Origin of the sequence: Cribrihabitans marinus, assembly GCF_900109035.1 — a bacterium.
GTDB lineage: Bacteria > Pseudomonadota > Alphaproteobacteria > Rhodobacterales > Rhodobacteraceae > Cribrihabitans > Cribrihabitans marinus.
In genome coordinates this window covers 133606-148973 of the sequence record NZ_FNYD01000007.1, presented here as the reverse complement: position 1 = coordinate 148973, position 15368 = coordinate 133606, and the positions used below count along the sequence as shown (strand labels likewise).

The following is a 15368-nucleotide window of genomic DNA, read 5'->3' as shown; positions in this document are numbered from 1 at the left end:
CGGCGCGGGTCAGACGATGCGGACGCTGTCCAGCCCGTCTGCCGCCGTCACCGAGCAACAGATCGAGCGCAGGCTGCGCGGCAAGTCGTAGTCCCACGGCCGGCCGCGATGCAGGGTCGCCCGCTCGTCCCAGATCAGCACGTCACCGACCTGCCAGCGATGGGAATAGACATAATCGGGCCGGGTGCAGAAGGCGATCGCCTCGTCGAGGATCCGCCGGCTTTCTTCATGGCCCATCCCCTCGATGGCGAAGGCGTGCGAGGCAATGAACAGCGCCTCGTCGCCGGTGACCGGGTTGGGCCAGACCGCGCGCCAGGGGCGGTCGGGCCATCGCGTCATCTCCGGCCGTGCCGCCAGGTCGGCCGAGATCCGGCTGCGGGAATGGGACAGGCGGTGCCAGATCACCGCGTCCCTCAGCGCCAATTTCAGCGCGGCGGGCATGTCCGCCCAGGCGGCACGGGTCGAGGCAAGCTCGGTCTCGCCGCCCTTTGGCGGGACCACGCGGGCGGTCAGGATGTTGACCAGCGCCGGGACCGGCAGGAAGGTGCTGTCGGTGTGCCACAGCATGTTGGCCTGCAGGTTGAGCAGATGCAGATCGTCGCGCGCATGCACGCCGTCCCCGGTTTCGTTGCTCACCGGGGACACGGTGAAATCCATGTCGCGCCCCGCGGCCATCGCCTCGCGGTTTTCCAGCGGGCCGAAGAGGCGGGCGAGCCGCGTGTGATCGTCGTCGTTCAGCGACTGCGCGGGGAAAAGCAGCGCCGAATGGATTTCGAACGCGCTCCGGATCTCGGGGTAGAGGTGATCGGCCGTGACCTCACGCAGATCCACATCCGGCAGGATCAGGCCGAACCGGGGGTGCAGGGGCTGGCTGTTCATGGCGTTCGCTCCGTTCCCTGCGGTGGGGTGCCGCATCGGGTGTCAGTCCTCTTCGAACGGGTCCCACTCGTCCTCGACCTCGGCCAGCGCTTCGGTCTCGACCTGCGCGGCGCGCTGATCGGGGGTCTCGATTTTCGTGATACGGGCCTTGGGGAATTGCGCTAGGACCGCCTGCACCAGCGGATGCTCCTTCGCCTCGGCCTCGAGCGCGTAGCGTTCGGCGTTGCGGATCTCGTCAATGGTCTTTCCGCCGCCCGAAGCGACCACGCTCACCGCCCAGCGATTGCCGGTCCAGCGTTGCAGGGCGCTGCCCAGGCGCTGGGCCAGATCGGCGGGCGCCCGCGCGGTGGGCTGGAACTCGATCCGGCCGGGCTGGTAGGCGACAAGGCGCAGGTCGGTCTCGATATCGGTCAGCAACTTGGCATCGCGATGCGCGCGGATAAGCTCGACCACGTGGTCGAAGGTGGGATAATGCGCCAGCGCTTCGGCCGGATCCTGTGCCAGCGCCGCGACCGGGCCGCTGCCGGCACCGCGTGGCGGCGCGGCCTGGACCGGCGGCGCGGCATGTCCCGCGACCGGGCCGGTTGGCGCACCGGCGGGTTGACTTGCGCCGCTTGCGCCCTGGGCCGGCGCCGGGGCGTTCTGCAGGCGGCGGATCAGCTCTTCGGGGCCGGGCAGGTCGGCCACATGGGTCAGGCGGATCACGGCCATCTCGGCCGCCATCATTGCGTTGGGCGCGGCCGAGACCTCTTCCAGCGCCCTGAGCAGCATCTGCCACATGCGGGTCAGCACCCGCATCGGCAGCGCCTCGGCCATCTGCATCCCGCGCGCGCGCTCGTCGGGCGAGACGGTGGGATCCTCGGCGGCATCGGGGGTGATCTTGACGACGCTCACCCAATGGGTGATCTCGGCCAGATCGCGCAGCACCGCCAGCGGGTCGGCACCTTCGGCATATTGCCCGCCCAGCTCGGTCAGCGCGCCCGCCGCGTCGCCGCGCAGGATCATGTCCATCAGGTCCAGCACCCGGCCCCTGTCGGCCAGACCCAGCATGGCGCGCACCTGTTCGGCGGTTGTCTCGCCCGCGCCGTGGCTGATGGCCTGGTCCAGCAGCGAGGTGGCATCGCGGGCCGACCCCTCGGCGGCGCGGGTGATGAGCGCCAGCGCGTCATCGGCGATCTCGGCGCCTTCGGCATTGGCGATGCGGCGCAGCAACGCGATCTGCTGTTCCGGCTCGATCCGACGCAGGTCGAACCGTTGGCAGCGCGACAGGACCGTCACCGGGACCTTGCGGATCTCGGTGGTGGCGAAGATGAACTTCACATGCTCGGGCGGTTCCTCCAGCGTCTTGAGCAGCGCGTTGAACGCGCTGGTCGAGAGCATGTGGACCTCGTCGATGATGTAGATCTTGTAGCGCGCGCTGGCGGCGCGATAGCGCACGCTGTCGATGATCTCGCGGATGTCGCCGACGCCGGTGCGGCTGGCCGCGTCCATCTCCAGAACGTCGACATGCCGCCCCTCCATGATCGCCTGGCAATGCTCGCACTGGCCGCAGGGCTCGATCGTGGGACCGCCCTGGCCGTCGGGGCCGATGCAGTTCATGCCCTTGGCGATGATCCGCGCGGTGGTCGTCTTTCCGGTGCCCCTGATGCCCGTCATGATGAAGGCCTGGGCGATCCGGTCGGCCTCGAACGCGTTTTTCAGCGTGCGGACCATCGCGTCCTGCCCGACCAGGTCGGCAAAGGTCTCGGGGCGGTATTTCCGCGCGAGCACCTGGTAGCGGGCGGGGCTGGGTTCGGTCATGGGGCCTCGGAGCGGGATTCGTCTGTTCGCGGCAGCGTATGCGCGGGCGCCCGCGGCGTCCACTACGGCGGGCCGGGATTTTTGCTTTGGGATCGGTGCCGGCTGCGCATAGACTGTCTCAATTGTTCAAGATCCATTTTTCAGCGCAGGATCCGGAATTCGGGAGGGGCCGGACCATGTCTCAACTGGTGATCTATGCCTTGCAGGTCGGCGGCGGTACGCTGGCACTGTGCCCGTTGCCGGGCCGGGGCGGCGATTACGCCGGTGATCTGGACATGATCGCCGCCTGGCGGCCCGGTCTGGTCCTTTCGATGACAACCGAGGCCGAAATGGTCGCGGTCGGCGCGCATCATTTCGGGGCCGACGTGCAGAGTCGGGCCAGCCGCTGGGCGCATCTGCCGATCGAGGATTTCGGCGCCCCGGGGCCCGACGTCGACGACCTGTGGCCGGAGGTCAGCGCCTCGGCGCGCCACGCCCTGTCCGGCGGGGGCCGTGTCCTTGTGCATTGCAAGGGCGGCTGCGGCCGATCCGGCATGATCGTGCTGCGGTTGATGATCGAATGCGGCGAGGCCCCGGATCAGGCATTGGAACGGCTGCGCGCGGTGCGTCCCTGCGCGGTGGAGTCCGACGCGCAAAGGGCCTGGGCCGTCGCGCCCGCCGGTGATCCGGTCCTGGCGCAGGACTTGCCCTGAAACCGGCGCGCGCCGTGACCGGCACTGCCGTCAGGGCGGCATCCGGGTCTGCGGACAGCTGAACCAGCAGCCTTGCAGAACCGCGCAGTCATTGCGGTTTTTTCCCGCCCCGAGCAGCGGACGGCCGGGGGAGTATGAGAGGAAGGACCGATGCAGCGATCCCTCGAATTCCGTCGCCGTGCGGCGAGATCCCCGAAAAAAAGGCCTTTGCCGCCGGCGAGGCGGAGGTGCTGGTGCCGATGCCCGATCTGCACCACGTCAACGGCTATGGCGGCGGGTTGGTCGCAACCATGCTGCATGGCGCCGACAATTGCCCGGCCCACAGGCGTCAGATCGTGCCGACCGCCTGGTGGAGCGCATCGATCGACCGCGCGCCGGTCGGGCCGGGATCAGCCCTGCGCGCCGGGCACCACCTCGACCATCGCGCAGGGCCGCGGCGCGGCCGAGGCCGGCAGGCCCCCGGCCTCGGCCGACAGCAGCAGGTCGGCCAACCGGTCCAGCGGCCCGATCTCGGCATCGCCGTCAACCCCGCAGAAGATCCGGATGCGCGCGTGGCTGGCGCGGAACCGGGCAGGGCAGCGATAGGGGCAGCGGTCCAGGGTGCTGGTGCCCTCGATCTCGAAATCCTCGGTGGTCGTCGGGCGGGCGCTTTCCATCGCGCCCGCCAGCTTTTCGGCCATGCGGGCCAGCGCGGGACAGTCCCGGCCGGTATGCTGACAGGTGGTTGCCGTGAAACGGTGTGTGTCTGTCGTCCAGATCATGCTGCGCCCTCCGCGCGCGGGACGGGGCGGTGACAGGCCGGGCCGCGATCGGGCGGAACGGACCCGCCCGGACACCCCGCCCGGTCTCGAGTTTCCATGCGATGGCAGGTCTCCTGACTCGCGGGTCATCGCTCTGCCGGCCTTCCCGGTCCCCGGGGACCAGTGGCATTCCGGCGTCGCTCTCCGCCTACAGTTGCGGGGGCAGTCCCGGATTTGCCCGCAAAGGGGCGCACCGGGTTCCCTTTTCATCCCGGCCACTGCGGTGGCGCGGGAACCATCCCGGAAACGGCTATCGCCGCGCGGGCGAACGAGTCAACATGCTTGTGCGCGGTATCGCCTTTTGCCGCGACGCGCCCGGCGGGTATACCGACGGTGCCACGGGTTCGGACGGGATCGGGATCATGCGGTTGAGAGGGATCCGGCGCAGCCGGAACATCGAGGACAGGCGCCGCAGCGGCGGCGGCCGCCGCCGTGGATCGCGCGCCGGCGGGATCGGCCTGACCGGGCTTCTGCTGGTTCTGGCGGTGGGTTATTTTACCGGCATCGACGTCACGCCCCTGCTCAACGGCGGAAGCGCGCCGGCGCAATCCTCGCGCCCGATGAGCGCGGCGGACGAGCGCGCCGCGGAATTCACATCGCGGGTGCTGGCCACAACCGAGGACGTGTGGACCGAGATCTTCGAGCGACAGGTCGGGCAGGCCTATCGCCCGCCGCAGCTCGTGCTGTTCCAGGGTGTCACACAAAGCCCCTGTGGCGGCGCATCGGGGGCCACCGGGCCGTTCTACTGCCCGGCCGACGGCAAGGCCTATCTGGACACGCGGTTCTTCGTCACCCTGTCGCGGCAACTGGGCGCCGCGGGGGATTTCGCGGCCGCCTACGTGATCGCCCATGAGGTCGCGCACCATGTCCAGAACGAGCTGGGCATTCTTGGCCAGGTCGACCAGGCCCGGCGTCAGGTGTCGCAGGCACAGGCCAACGCGCTGACGGTGCGGCTGGAACTGCAGGCCGATTGCCTGTCCGGCATCTGGGCTCGGTCGGTCGAGGGGCTGATGGAGCGCGGCGACCTGGAGGAGGCGCTGAACGCGGCGCGGATGATCGGCGACGACCATCTGCAGCGGCAGGCCGGCCGGGTGCCCCGGCCGCACACCTTCACCCACGGCACATCGCAGCAGCGCGCCGACTGGTTCCGGCGCGGCTACGATTCCGGCCTGATCGCCGATTGCGACACGTTTGGCGCGGGCCGCCTCTAGACGCTCAGTCCCAGGTCACGTCGCCGAGAAAGATGTAGCCCGCGCCGTAGATCGTCTTGATCAGCCGCGGGTTCTTGGGGTCTTCGCGCAGCTTGGTGCGCAGCCGCGAAATCCGCACATCCATCGCCCGGTCGAAGCTTTCGCCGGCGCCGCCGCCCAGCATTTCCTGCATCTGCGCCCGGCTGATCAGCCGCTTGGGGCTTTCCAGGAACAGCCGCAGCACCTCGCCCTCGGCATGGGAAAATGGTGTCTCGCCGCCGCCCGCATCCTCCAGAGCGTAGCGGTCGAAATGCGCGGTCCAGCCGTTGAACCGCGCGGTGTCGCCGCCGCCCGGCGCCGCGTGCGGCACGCGCAGCCGGGCGCGGATGCGGGCCACCACCTCGGCGGGATCGAAGGGCTTGGTGATGTAGTCGTCGGCGCCCAGTTCCAGACCCGTCACCCGGTCCTGAACCTGCGCCCGGCCCGAGATGATGATGACCGCCGCGCCCTGTTCCAGCGCCAGCCGGTGCACCAGCGCCAGCCCGTCGGTATCCGGCAGGGACAGGTCGACGAGGCAGACATCGGGCGTCACCCGCTTGAGCGCCGCCTCGAATTCGCGGGCGCGCGAGAAGCACTGGGTGCGGAACCCGGCATCGGCCAGCGCCTCGGTCAGGATCTGCCGGATCTCGGGCTCGTCGTCCAGGATGGTCACAAGCGGTGCGGTCATGGCCTGTCTCCCTGACCGAGCAGCGCCGCCAGCCGCGTGCCGGTGAAGGGCTTGCGCAGGACCGGCCCGCGCGCCAACGCGGCTTGGTGCAGCGGATCGTTCGGCGGCAACGAGGTCATCAGCACGCAGGGCAGATCCTTTTCCAGCCGGTCCAGCAGGTCCAGCCCGGTCGCCGAACCCTCGAGCCGGATGTCCGACAGAACCAGCACGATCTCCTCCAGGTCGGCGGCCAGCGCGCAGGCCTCGTCGGCCGAGGTCGCCTCGATCACGCTGAAGCCCATCTCGACCAGCATCTCGCGGAACCCCGCGCGCAGGTCCTCGTCATCCTCGACCAGCAGCGCCAGCCCCCCCTGCGTCGGCGGCGCCGGCCGGTAGGGCAGGCGCAGCGTCACCACCGCGCCGGTGGGCGAGTTGCCCAGCCGCAGATCGCCGCCCGCAAGCTTGACCATGTCATAGACCATCGGCAGGCCCAGCCCCGAGCCTTCGCTGCCCTTGGTAGTGAAGAACGGGTTGAGCGCCTGCGCCAACGCCTCCTCGGAGAACCCGCGGCCGGTGTCGCTGACCGCGATTTCCAGCCAGATGCGCCCCACCGCATGGGCGCTCACCGTGATTTGGCCGTTCGTGCCGCAGGCGTCGCGGGCATTCAGGATCAGGTTCAGAAGCGCGTCCTGCAACATCCCCGGATCCAGCATCAGCGCCTCGTCGGGCGTGTTGTCCAGAACCGACAACCCGACCCCGCGCGGCAGGGCGGGGCTGGCCAGCAGCTTGAGGTCGGCCAGCAGCCCGTGCATGTCCGTGGCCTTGGGGCGCGGCGTGCGCTTGCCGGTCATGTCCGCGATCCGGTTCAGCAGCCTGCCGCCCCGTCGCGCGGTCGATTGCGTGGCGGAGACCAGCTCGGCCGCCTCTTCGGGCAGGTCCATCCGCGAGAGCTTGCCCTGCATCCCCAGGATGATGGTCAGAAGATTCGAGAAATCATGCGCCAGCCCGCTGGTCATCTGCGCCGCCAGAGCGCGCCGGCGCGACTGTTGCAGCGCGACACGGGCCTGGGTCTCTTCGGTGATGTCCATCGACAGGATATAGACCCCGCCCGCCCCGTCGGGGGTGAAGGCCACCCGGATGCGCCGCGAATCCTGCTCTTCGGTGAATTCGAAGACCGGGCTTGCACCGGCATAGGCCGCAGCCAGGTGCGGCTCGATCTTCGAGAAGGCATGCGCGCCAAGCGCGTCCGAAATGTGGCTGCCGACGATCTCGGAGGGGCGCCCCGGCATCACCGTGCTGAGCCGCCGGTTGGAATAGACATAGCGCCCGGCGGCGTCCACATGGGCGATATGGGCCGGCATCATCTCGGTCGTCAGGCGGGTGCGGCTCTCGATTTCGGTCAACTGGCGCTTGGCCTCCTCGAGCGCGGTGATGGTTGCGGCCAGCTGGCGGTTGGTCGCGGACAACTCCTCGGCATGGGCCAGAAGCTGGCCGGACAGCTCCTCGGAGCGGGCGCGCAGCAGCTGTTCCACCTGCTTGGTGCGGGTGATGTCGGTATACACGGCGACCCAGCCCCCCTGCGGCAGCGGCGCCCCCTCGACCGAGATCACCTGCCCGTTGGGGCGGGTCCGCTCCATGTAATGCGGCTCGAAGGCGCGGGCCTGGTCCACGCGCAGGCGCACGATCTCCTCGATGCTGTCGTCCTGTCCGTATTCGCCGGCCTCGGCCAGGTGGCGGATGGTGTCGGCGAACCGGGCGCCCGGTCGCACCAGCCGGTCGGGCAGATCGAACATCTCCTGGAACCGGCGGTTGCAGACCGCCAGCCGCAGCTCGCTGTCATAGATCGACAGGGCCTGGGCGATCAGGTTCAGCCCGGCCGTGGTCATCGCCTTGTTGCCGTGTTCGGTGATGTCCAAGTCCATGTCTCCGCCGGACCTGACTAGCACCGGGCGGGACAGCCGAACAGAGGCCATCGCGCCGCGCCGCGCGGGCCCGGCCCAGCCTGTTACAATTCGTTAGGATTGCGAAATCATCACGCAAGACTTGCGGCCCAGCGTGTGCCCCGCCACGGTCGGCGGTGCCGGCGCGCCCGGCGGCGCGCGGCCCGCATGGACCCGCGGAACGGGGAGGAGAGAGGACTTGGCTCAGACGCAGTCTGGCACCGGGGGGCTTCAGTCCCTGCCGGCGCTGCTACACCGCAACGCGACGGAGTTCGGCTCCAGCCCCGCCTACCGCGAGAAGGAATACGGCATCTGGCAGTGCTGGAGCTGGGCCGAAACCGAGGCCGAGATCGAGGCGCTGGCGCTGGGTCTGATCAACCTGGGCGTCAACGAGGGCGATTTCGTCGCCATCATCGGCCGCAACCGGCCCTATCTCTACTGGTCGATGGTTGCGGTGCAGATGGTCGGCGCGGTGCCGGTGCCGCTCTACCAGGACGCGGTGGCCGAAGAGATGGCCTATGTGCTGGGCCATTGCGGCGCGCGTTTCGTCATCGTCAGCGACCAGGAACAGGTCGACAAGGTGATCGAGGTGCAGGACCAGCTGCACCAGATGGAACATGTGCTCTATCTCGACCCGCGCGGATTGCGGAAATACGACCACCACACGTTGCACCAGTTCAGCCATGTGCAGGAACAGGGCCGCGCCGCGCGCGAGGAATGGTTCACCGACCTCCAGGCGCGCCGGGACAGGCTGACCTATGACAGCACCTGCGTGATGCTCTACACCAGCGGCACCACCGGAAAGCCCAAGGGCGTGGTGCTGTCGAACCGCAACGTGATCGAGAGCGCCCGGAACTCGGCCGAGTTCGATCACCTGACCCGCAACGAGGACATCCTGTCCTATCTGCCGATGGCCTGGGTCGGCGATTTCATCTTCTCGATCGGCCAGGCCTATTGGTGCGGGTTCTGCGTGAACTGCCCCGAAAGCGCGGACACGATGATGACCGACCTGCGCGAGATCGGGCCGACCTATTTCTTCGCCCCGCCGCGTGTGTTCGAAGGCCAGCTGACCAACGTGATGATCCGGATGGAGGATGCCAGCCCGCTCAAGCAGCGGATGTTCCACCACTTCATGGCCCATGCCAAGAAGGTCGGCGGCCGGATCCTGGACGGCAGGCAAGTGGGCGCCTGGGACCGGGTGAAATATGCGCTGGGCAACCTGCTGGTCTATGGCCCGCTCAAGGACACGCTGGGTTATGGCCGGATCCGCGTGGGCTATACCGCCGGCGAGGCTATCGGCCCCGAGATCTTCGAATTCTACCGCTCGCTGGGGATCAACCTCAAACAGCTCTACGGCCAGACCGAGGCGACGGTGTTCATCACCGTGCAGCCCGATGGCGAGGTGCGCGCCGACACGGTGGGCGTGCCGGCCCCGGATGTCGAGATCAGGATCGCCGACAATGGCGAGATCTTCTATCGCTCGCCTGGCACCTTCGTGGAATACTACAAGAACCCCGAAAGCACCGCCTCGACCAAGGATGAAGAGGGCTGGGTCGCCACCGGGGATGCCGGGTTCTTCGAGGAGGACAGCGGCCATTTGCGGATCATCGACCGCGCCAAGGATGTGGGCAAGATGGCCGACGGGGCGATGTTCGCGCCCAAATATGTCGAGAACAAGCTGAAATTCTACCCCGATATCCTCGAGGCGGTGGTGTTCGGCAACAACCGCGACCGATGCGTGGCCTTCATCAATATCGACCTCTCGGCGGTGGGCAACTGGGCCGAGCGCAACAACATCGCCTATGCGTCCTACCAGGAGCTTGCGGGCCATCCGCGGGTGCTGGCGTCGATCCAGGAGCATGTGGAGGCGGTCAACGCCTCGGTGGCCGAGGACCCGATGCTGTCGGGCTGCCAGGTGCATCGCTTCGTGGTGCTGCACAAGGAACTGGACGCCGACGATGGCGAGATGACCCGCACCCGCAAGGTGCGTCGCCGCATCGTCGAGGAGAAATTCGCCGACATCATCGATGCGCTCTATGACGGGTCGGAGAAGATCTCGACCGTGACGGAAGTGACCTATGAGGACGGGCGCAAGGGCTCGATCAAGGCAACGCTGGAGATCCGCGACGCCAAGGTGGTGCCGGTGACGCCGCAGCAGGTGGCCGCGGAATGAGCGGGCCGGACGCGCGCCGCTCGCCCCGGATGGGATCCGGGGCCTCGCCCCGCCCGCCGTCCCGTCGGGGCGCCCGGAATGTGAGAGGGAATCCAGATGCTTGACGCCTCGGAAGGCTACACCACCGAAGACGGCCGCAAGATCGGCGGGGTGGTGATGGAGATGAAGAACATCACCCTGCGCTTCGGCGGGGTGGTGGCGATCAAGGAAATCTCCTTCGACATCCGCGAGGGCGAGATCCGCGCGATCATCGGCCCGAACGGCGCCGGCAAGTCCTCGATGCTGAACGTGATCTCGGGCTTTTACCTTCCGCAGGAGGGCGAGGTGTGGTTTCGCGGCGAAAGACGCCCGCAGATGAAACCCTTCGAGGTGGCGCGGCAAGGCATCGCGCGCACCTTCCAGAACATCGCCCTTTTCGAGGGGATGAGCGTTCTGGACAACGTGATGACCGGCCGGCTGAACCACATGAAGAGCGGCCTGTTCGCGCAGGCGCTGTGGAAGGGCCGGGCCGAGGCCGAGGAAAGCGCGAACCGGAAGGTCGTCGAGAACGTGATCGACTTCCTGGAGATCCAGCACATCCGCAAGACCCCGGTCTCGCGCCTGCCCTACGGGCTGAAGAAGCGGGTCGAGCTGGCCCGGGCGCTGGCCGCGCAACCCAAGCTGCTTCTGCTGGACGAGCCTATGGCCGGCATGAATGTCGAGGAGAAGGAGGACATGAGCCGGTTCATCCTCGACGTGAACGACGAGTTCGGCACCACCATCGCGCTGATCGAGCACGACATGGGCGTGGTCATGGACCTGTCCGACCGGGTTGTGGTGATGGATTACGGGCGCAAGATCGGCGACGGCACGCCCGACGAGGTGCGCGGCAACCAGGAGGTCATCGACGCCTATCTGGGGGTCAGCCATGACTGAGTTCACGTGGCGGGTGCCCGCCGACAGGAGGCCCCGGACCGGATCCGGGGCAGGGGACACCCGGCCGACAGGGAGAGCATCCGATGCCTGAGCAACTGATTTTCGCGATGGAGGTCATCCTCAACGGTCTCATGGCCGGGGTGCTTTATGCGCTTGTGGCCCTTGGGTTCGTGCTGATCTTCAAGGCCTCGGGCATCTTCAACTACGCCCAGGGCGTGATGGCCCTGTTTGCGGCGATGACCCTGGTGGGGATCATGCAGGGGCAGGTGCCGTTTTCGCATCTGATCAACGCCACATTCGGCCTGCATGTCACGCATTTCGGCTGGCAGGTGCCGGCGGTGGTGGCGATCGCGCTGACGATGGCGGTGATGGTGCTGCTGGCATGGTGCGTGCAGCGCTTCGTGATGCGTCATCTGGTCGGGCAGGAGCCGATCATCCTGTTCATGGCCACGATCGGGCTGGCCTATTTCCTGGAAGGCGTGGCCGACCTGATGTGGGGCTCCGAGATCAAGACACTGGACGTGGGCCTGCCGCAGGGCATCAACCTGTGGATCGACGAGACCACGTTCAACATCTTCGGCTACGGCTTCTTCATCGACAACCTGGACATCGTGGCGACCGTGATCGCGGCGCTGCTGGTGGCGGCCCTGGTCGCGTTCAGCCAGTATACCAAGCAGGGCCGGGCGATGCGCGCGGTGGCCGACGACCACCAGGCGGCGCTGTCGGTGGGCATCTCGCTCAACTTCATCTGGATCATGGTCTGGTCGGTCGCGGGCTTCGTCGCGCTGGTCGCGGGGATCATGTGGGGCACCAAGTCCGGCGTGCAGTTCTCGCTGTCGCTGATCGCGCTCAAGGCGCTTCCCGTTCTCATGCTGGGCGGCTTCACCTCGATCCCCGGCGCAATCGTCGGCGGGCTGATCATCGGGGTGGGCGAAAAGCTGTTCGAGTTCGCCATCGGCCCGCTGGTGGGCGGGGCGACCGAAAACTGGTTCGCCTATGTGCTGGCGCTCATCTTCCTCGTGTTCCGGCCGCAGGGCCTGTTCGGCGAGAAGATCATCGAGAGGGTGTGAGGCCGTGCGCCAGGATCAGAACAGATCGCCGAACCATTCGATGAGCCACAGGACCGGCAGGATCAGGACCATGATGATCAGGATGGGCAGGGCCAGCGTCAAGGGAAGCACGAAATACGCGAATGCCGCCATACCGCCGAGCACCAGGAGCGTCAGCAGGAAATTGGCGAACACGATCGCCATGATCCAGCCAACTGGCCCGCGACGCGACGCGTCGGCGGATCCCGCCCGGTCCGTGCCGCCGGTGGACGGGGCGCGCTGCAAGAGCGCCTGTTTGGCCAGCGCGGCATCAGCGTCCGAGATGGATCCGGCCGAGCGGCGCGCTTCGAGATCTTCGAGCTCTTTGGCAAGTGTATTCATGAGAAGCTCCGGTCTGAACGGCGCGATCATACCACGCTGTGAGACCAAAACCGAGCAATTGCATGGCCATTTGACGACCCGCGGCCCGCTTCTGCCGCCCGGGGTGCGGGGGGCTGCGGTATGAGAAAGCTGATCGCCATCGTCAACGTGATCGCCTGGGCCGGGTTCTGGGCGTTCGGCTATATCGCATTGACCGCCGAGGGGCTGACCGACCGGCAGCTGGTGATCGCGGCAATTCTGGCCTTTGCCGGGCTGGTAAGCGGCATCGTGGCCTACATGAAGCTCGTCCGGATCACCGAGGCGAGCGGCTATGCCAGACCGTCCAGGCAGCTGGACAGCGAAACGCGCAATCGCGCGCAGGAAGAATGGGGAAACTGAGCGATGTTCTACCGTGAAGCAGGCGACTTCAAGGTCTCCTATGTCGAGGACAGCCAGACCTTTCCGATCAAGTTCGACCGCTACCGCTACTACGCGGTGCTGGCGGTGGCCTTCGGGATCGTGCCCTTCGTCATCAACGATTACTGGGCCAACGCCATCCTGCTGCCTTTCCTGATCTATGCCATCGCGGCGATCGGGCTGAACATCCTGACCGGCTATTGCGGGCAGGTCAGCCTGGGCACCGGCGGGTTCATGGCGGTGGGGGCCTATGCCGTCTACAAGCTTATGACCGCCTTTCCCGAAGTCAGCATGTTCATCCACGTCCTGCTGGCCGGTGGCATCACGGCCGCCGTGGGGGTGGTATTCGGCCTGCCCAGCCTGCGGATCAAGGGGTTCTACCTGGCGGTGGCGACGCTGGCGGCGCAGTTCTTCCTGGTGTGGCTGTTCAACCGTGTGCCGTGGTTCTACAATTACTCGGCCTCGGGCCAGATCAACGCGCCCGAGCGCGATACCTTCGGCATCATAATCACCGGACCCAACGCGCCGGCCTGGGCGACCTACCTGTTCTGCCTGGTTTTCCTGACCTTCTGCGCCGTCGTCGCGCGCAACCTGACGCGGGGCACGGTGGGGCGCAGCTGGATGGCGATCCGCGACATGGACATCGCCGCCGAGATCATCGGCGTGAACCCGCTGCGGGCCAAGCTGACCGCCTTTGCCGTCAGCTCGTTCTTCGTCGGCATCTCGGGGGCGCTGTTCTTTGCGATCTACCTTGGCGCGGTCGAGGTGGGTGAGGTCTTCGGCATCCAGAAATCCTTCCTGGTGCTGTTCATGGTCATCATCGGCGGGCTGGGCTCGATATTCGGCTCGTTTGCCGGCGCGGCCTTCCTGGTGCTGCTGCCGGTCGTGCTCAAGGTGGTGGGCGCGGACATGCTGGGCTGGCCCACCGACATCGTGGCGCATCTGCAGCTGGTGATCGTCGGCGGGCTGATCATCACCTTCCTGGTGATGGAGCCACACGGGCTGGCGCAGCTGTGGCGGGTGGCCAAGGAGAAACTGCGGCTCTGGCCGTTCCCGTATTGACGACGGCGATGGGGTGAAACCCCATCCTGCGGTTGGCCCCGACCGGAACGCGGGGCGCGAAGACATCGGACAAAACCAAGGGAGGAAAGACCCGATGAATAGGAAACTGACAACACTGGCGCTTGCGGCCGCGATGGCGGCGGGTCCAGCGATGGCGGATCTGACCTTTCCGTCGCTGAGCTACCGCACCGGGCCCTTTGCGGCGGGTGGCATCCCGTTCGCCGACGGCTATGCCGACTATTTCACGATGCTCAACGAGCGCGACGGCGGTATCGGCGGGGTCAAGGCCAACGTCATCGAATGTGAGACCGGGTACAACACCGAGAAGGGCGTCGAGTGCTACGAGGCGACCAAGGGCGAAGGCGCGCTGGTCTATCAGCCGCTCAGCACCGGCATCACCTACCAGCTGATCCCCAAGACAACGGCCGACGACATTCCCATGCACACGATGGGCTATGGCCGCACCTCGGCCAAGAACGGCAACGTGTTCAGCCACACCTTCAACTACCCCGCCAACTACTGGGACGGGGCCTCGGGCGCGATCAACTATCTGCTCGAGATCAACGGCGACGACATCAGCGGCAAGAAGGTCGCTCTGGTCTATCACAACTCGGCCTATGGCAAGGAACCGATCCGCACGCTGGAAGAGCTGCAGAAGAAGCACGGCTTCGAGCTGATCCTGCTGCCGGTCGACAGCCCCGGCCAGGAGCAGAAGTCGCAATGGCTGCAGATCCGCCGGGACCGTCCGGACTATGTGCTGATGTGGGGCTGGGGCGTGATGAACCAGGTCGCCATCCAGGAAGCCGCGAACATCCGGTTCCCGATGGAAAACTTCATTGGAATCTGGTGGTCGGGCGCCGAGCATGACGTGATGCCGGCAGGTAGCGCCGCCAATGGCTACAAGGCGCTGACCTTCCACAATGTCGGTCGTGACTTCCCGGTTTTCGACGACATCCAGACGCATGTCGTCGACAAGGGATTGGCCGCGGGCGCGGGCGACCAGATCGGTAACGTGCTCTACAACCGCGGGCTCTACGCTGCGATGCTGGCGGCCGAAGCGGCGCGCCAGGCACAGGAGATGAACGACACAGCGGACATCACCTCGGGCATGATGCGCGACGCGATGGAGCAGCTGGAAATGACCGAAGAGCGGATGACCGAGCTGGGCATGCCCAATTTCGGCCCGTCGTTCAAGGTGACCTGCGAGAACCATGGCGGCAACGGCATGGTGGGCGTGACCCAGTGGGATGCCGAAAGCCAGACCTGGTCGCTGATCTCGGACTTCAAGCCGACCGATGCCGAGGTGATCGGGGCGCTGATCGAGGAGGATTCCTCGGCCTACGCCTCGGAGAACAACATCGAGCCGCAGTGCAACTGAGGCCATG

14 protein-coding genes and 1 riboswitch are annotated in these 15368 nt (G+C 66.9%); of the genes, 8 read left to right on the top strand and 6 right to left on the bottom strand.

All coding sequences use genetic code 11. The features are described 5' to 3' along the window. Nucleotides 1-9: 9 nt before the first annotated feature. Both BMX57_RS12945 and BMX57_RS12940 read right to left on the bottom strand, forming a co-directional pair. Nucleotides 10-879 carry a TauD/TfdA dioxygenase family protein gene (locus BMX57_RS12945; RefSeq protein ID WP_092367636.1) on the bottom strand — a complete coding sequence of 290 codons (870 nt, stop codon included), beginning with the start codon at nt 877-879 and terminating at the stop codon, nt 10-12. Nucleotides 880-921: 42 nt separating this feature from the next. Beyond that, nucleotides 922-2679, bottom strand: a complete 1758-nt coding sequence (locus BMX57_RS12940) for a DNA polymerase III subunit gamma/tau (RefSeq protein ID WP_092367633.1) — start codon at nt 2677-2679, stop codon at nt 922-924. 176 nt (nt 2680-2855) lie between these two features. On the opposite strand from BMX57_RS12940, the gene BMX57_RS12935 reads away from it, so the two are divergent. Beyond that, the gene (locus BMX57_RS12935) at nt 2856-3371 is read left to right on the top strand and encodes a protein-tyrosine phosphatase family protein (RefSeq protein WP_092367630.1); all 516 of its coding nucleotides are present in this window, start codon (nt 2856-2858) and stop codon (nt 3369-3371) included. A 389-nt stretch (nt 3372-3760) separates the two neighbouring features. On the opposite strand, the gene BMX57_RS12930 is transcribed toward BMX57_RS12935, so the two are convergent. Further along, nucleotides 3761-4132, bottom strand: coding sequence for a hypothetical protein (locus BMX57_RS12930; RefSeq protein ID WP_092367627.1), 372 nt, complete (start codon nt 4130-4132; stop codon nt 3761-3763). A gap of 86 nt (nt 4133-4218) precedes the next feature. Then, a riboswitch (cobalamin riboswitch) is annotated at nt 4219-4426 on the bottom strand. A 107-nt stretch (nt 4427-4533) separates the two neighbouring features. On the opposite strand from BMX57_RS12930, the gene ypfJ reads away from it, so the two are divergent. Next, complete coding sequence (ypfJ, locus tag BMX57_RS12925; RefSeq protein ID WP_092368005.1) at nt 4534-5382, top strand: KPN_02809 family neutral zinc metallopeptidase; 849 nt, start codon at nt 4534-4536, stop codon at nt 5380-5382. 4 nt (nt 5383-5386) lie between these two features. On the opposite strand, the gene BMX57_RS12920 is transcribed toward ypfJ, so the two are convergent. Beyond that, entirely contained in the window at nt 5387-6088 is a 702-nt protein-coding gene (locus tag BMX57_RS12920; protein WP_092367624.1) for a response regulator transcription factor, read from the bottom strand. Beyond that, nucleotides 6085-7989 carry a PAS-domain containing protein gene (locus tag BMX57_RS12915; RefSeq protein WP_177175456.1) on the bottom strand — a complete coding sequence of 635 codons (1905 nt, stop codon included), beginning with the start codon at nt 7987-7989 and terminating at the stop codon, nt 6085-6087. Before BMX57_RS12915 ends, BMX57_RS12920 begins: the two co-directional genes overlap by 4 nt. A gap of 217 nt (nt 7990-8206) precedes the next feature. Here BMX57_RS12915 and BMX57_RS12910 point away from each other — a divergent pair, with 217 nt between their 5' ends. From BMX57_RS12910 to BMX57_RS12900, 3 genes are all read left to right on the top strand, one after another. Further along, nucleotides 8207-10180, top strand: coding sequence for an AMP-binding protein (locus BMX57_RS12910; protein ID WP_092367621.1), 1974 nt, complete (start codon nt 8207-8209; stop codon nt 10178-10180). 96 nt (nt 10181-10276) lie between these two features. Next, a complete protein-coding gene (locus tag BMX57_RS12905) occupies nt 10277-11095 on the top strand; it encodes an ABC transporter ATP-binding protein (protein ID WP_092367618.1) in 819 nt (272 codons plus the stop codon). Between the two features lie 83 nt (nt 11096-11178). Continuing rightward, entirely contained in the window at nt 11179-12165 is a 987-nt protein-coding gene (locus BMX57_RS12900) for a branched-chain amino acid ABC transporter permease (protein WP_092367615.1), read from the top strand. A 15-nt stretch (nt 12166-12180) separates the two neighbouring features. Here the strand turns inward: BMX57_RS12900 and BMX57_RS12895 are convergent, their stop codons facing one another. Further along, the gene (locus tag BMX57_RS12895; RefSeq protein WP_092367612.1) at nt 12181-12525 is read right to left on the bottom strand and encodes a hypothetical protein; all 345 of its coding nucleotides are present in this window, start codon (nt 12523-12525) and stop codon (nt 12181-12183) included. Between the two features lie 120 nt (nt 12526-12645). Here BMX57_RS12895 and BMX57_RS12890 point away from each other — a divergent pair, with 120 nt between their 5' ends. From BMX57_RS12890 to BMX57_RS12880, 3 genes are all read left to right on the top strand, one after another. Further along, nucleotides 12646-12903 (top strand): hypothetical protein, encoded by a 258-nt coding sequence (locus BMX57_RS12890; RefSeq protein ID WP_092367609.1) that lies wholly within the window; start codon nt 12646-12648, stop codon nt 12901-12903. Between the two features lie 3 nt (nt 12904-12906). Then, complete coding sequence (locus tag BMX57_RS12885) at nt 12907-13983, top strand: branched-chain amino acid ABC transporter permease (RefSeq protein ID WP_092367607.1); 1077 nt, start codon at nt 12907-12909, stop codon at nt 13981-13983. Nucleotides 13984-14077: 94 nt separating this feature from the next. After that, nucleotides 14078-15361 (top strand): ABC transporter substrate-binding protein, encoded by a 1284-nt coding sequence (locus BMX57_RS12880; RefSeq protein ID WP_092367605.1) that lies wholly within the window; start codon nt 14078-14080, stop codon nt 15359-15361. Nucleotides 15362-15368: the final 7 nt, after the last annotated feature.

Excerpts from the sequence above, each read along its gene's own strand:
- BMX57_RS12880 (WP_092367605.1), top strand. The coding sequence starts at position 14,078 with ATGAATAGGAAACTGACAACACTGGCGCTTGCGGCCGCGATGGCGGCG.
- BMX57_RS12930 (WP_092367627.1), bottom strand. The coding sequence starts at position 4,132 with ATGATCTGGACGACAGACACACACCGTTTCACGGCAACCACCTGTCAG.
- BMX57_RS12935 (WP_092367630.1), top strand. The coding sequence starts at position 2,856 with ATGTCTCAACTGGTGATCTATGCCTTGCAGGTCGGCGGCGGTACGCTG.
- ypfJ (WP_092368005.1), top strand. The coding sequence starts at position 4,534 with ATGCGGTTGAGAGGGATCCGGCGCAGCCGGAACATCGAGGACAGGCGC.
- BMX57_RS12885 (WP_092367607.1), top strand. The coding sequence starts at position 12,907 with ATGTTCTACCGTGAAGCAGGCGACTTCAAGGTCTCCTATGTCGAGGAC.
- BMX57_RS12920 (WP_092367624.1), bottom strand. The coding sequence starts at position 6,088 with ATGACCGCACCGCTTGTGACCATCCTGGACGACGAGCCCGAGATCCGG.
- BMX57_RS12905 (WP_092367618.1), top strand. The coding sequence starts at position 10,277 with ATGCTTGACGCCTCGGAAGGCTACACCACCGAAGACGGCCGCAAGATC.
- BMX57_RS12915 (WP_177175456.1), bottom strand. The coding sequence starts at position 7,989 with ATGGACTTGGACATCACCGAACACGGCAACAAGGCGATGACCACGGCC.
- BMX57_RS12890 (WP_092367609.1), top strand. The coding sequence starts at position 12,646 with ATGAGAAAGCTGATCGCCATCGTCAACGTGATCGCCTGGGCCGGGTTC.
- BMX57_RS12900 (WP_092367615.1), top strand. The coding sequence starts at position 11,179 with ATGCCTGAGCAACTGATTTTCGCGATGGAGGTCATCCTCAACGGTCTC.
- BMX57_RS12940 (WP_092367633.1), bottom strand. The coding sequence starts at position 2,679 with ATGACCGAACCCAGCCCCGCCCGCTACCAGGTGCTCGCGCGGAAATAC.
- BMX57_RS12945 (WP_092367636.1), bottom strand. The coding sequence starts at position 879 with ATGAACAGCCAGCCCCTGCACCCCCGGTTCGGCCTGATCCTGCCGGAT.
- BMX57_RS12895 (WP_092367612.1), bottom strand. The coding sequence starts at position 12,525 with ATGAATACACTTGCCAAAGAGCTCGAAGATCTCGAAGCGCGCCGCTCG.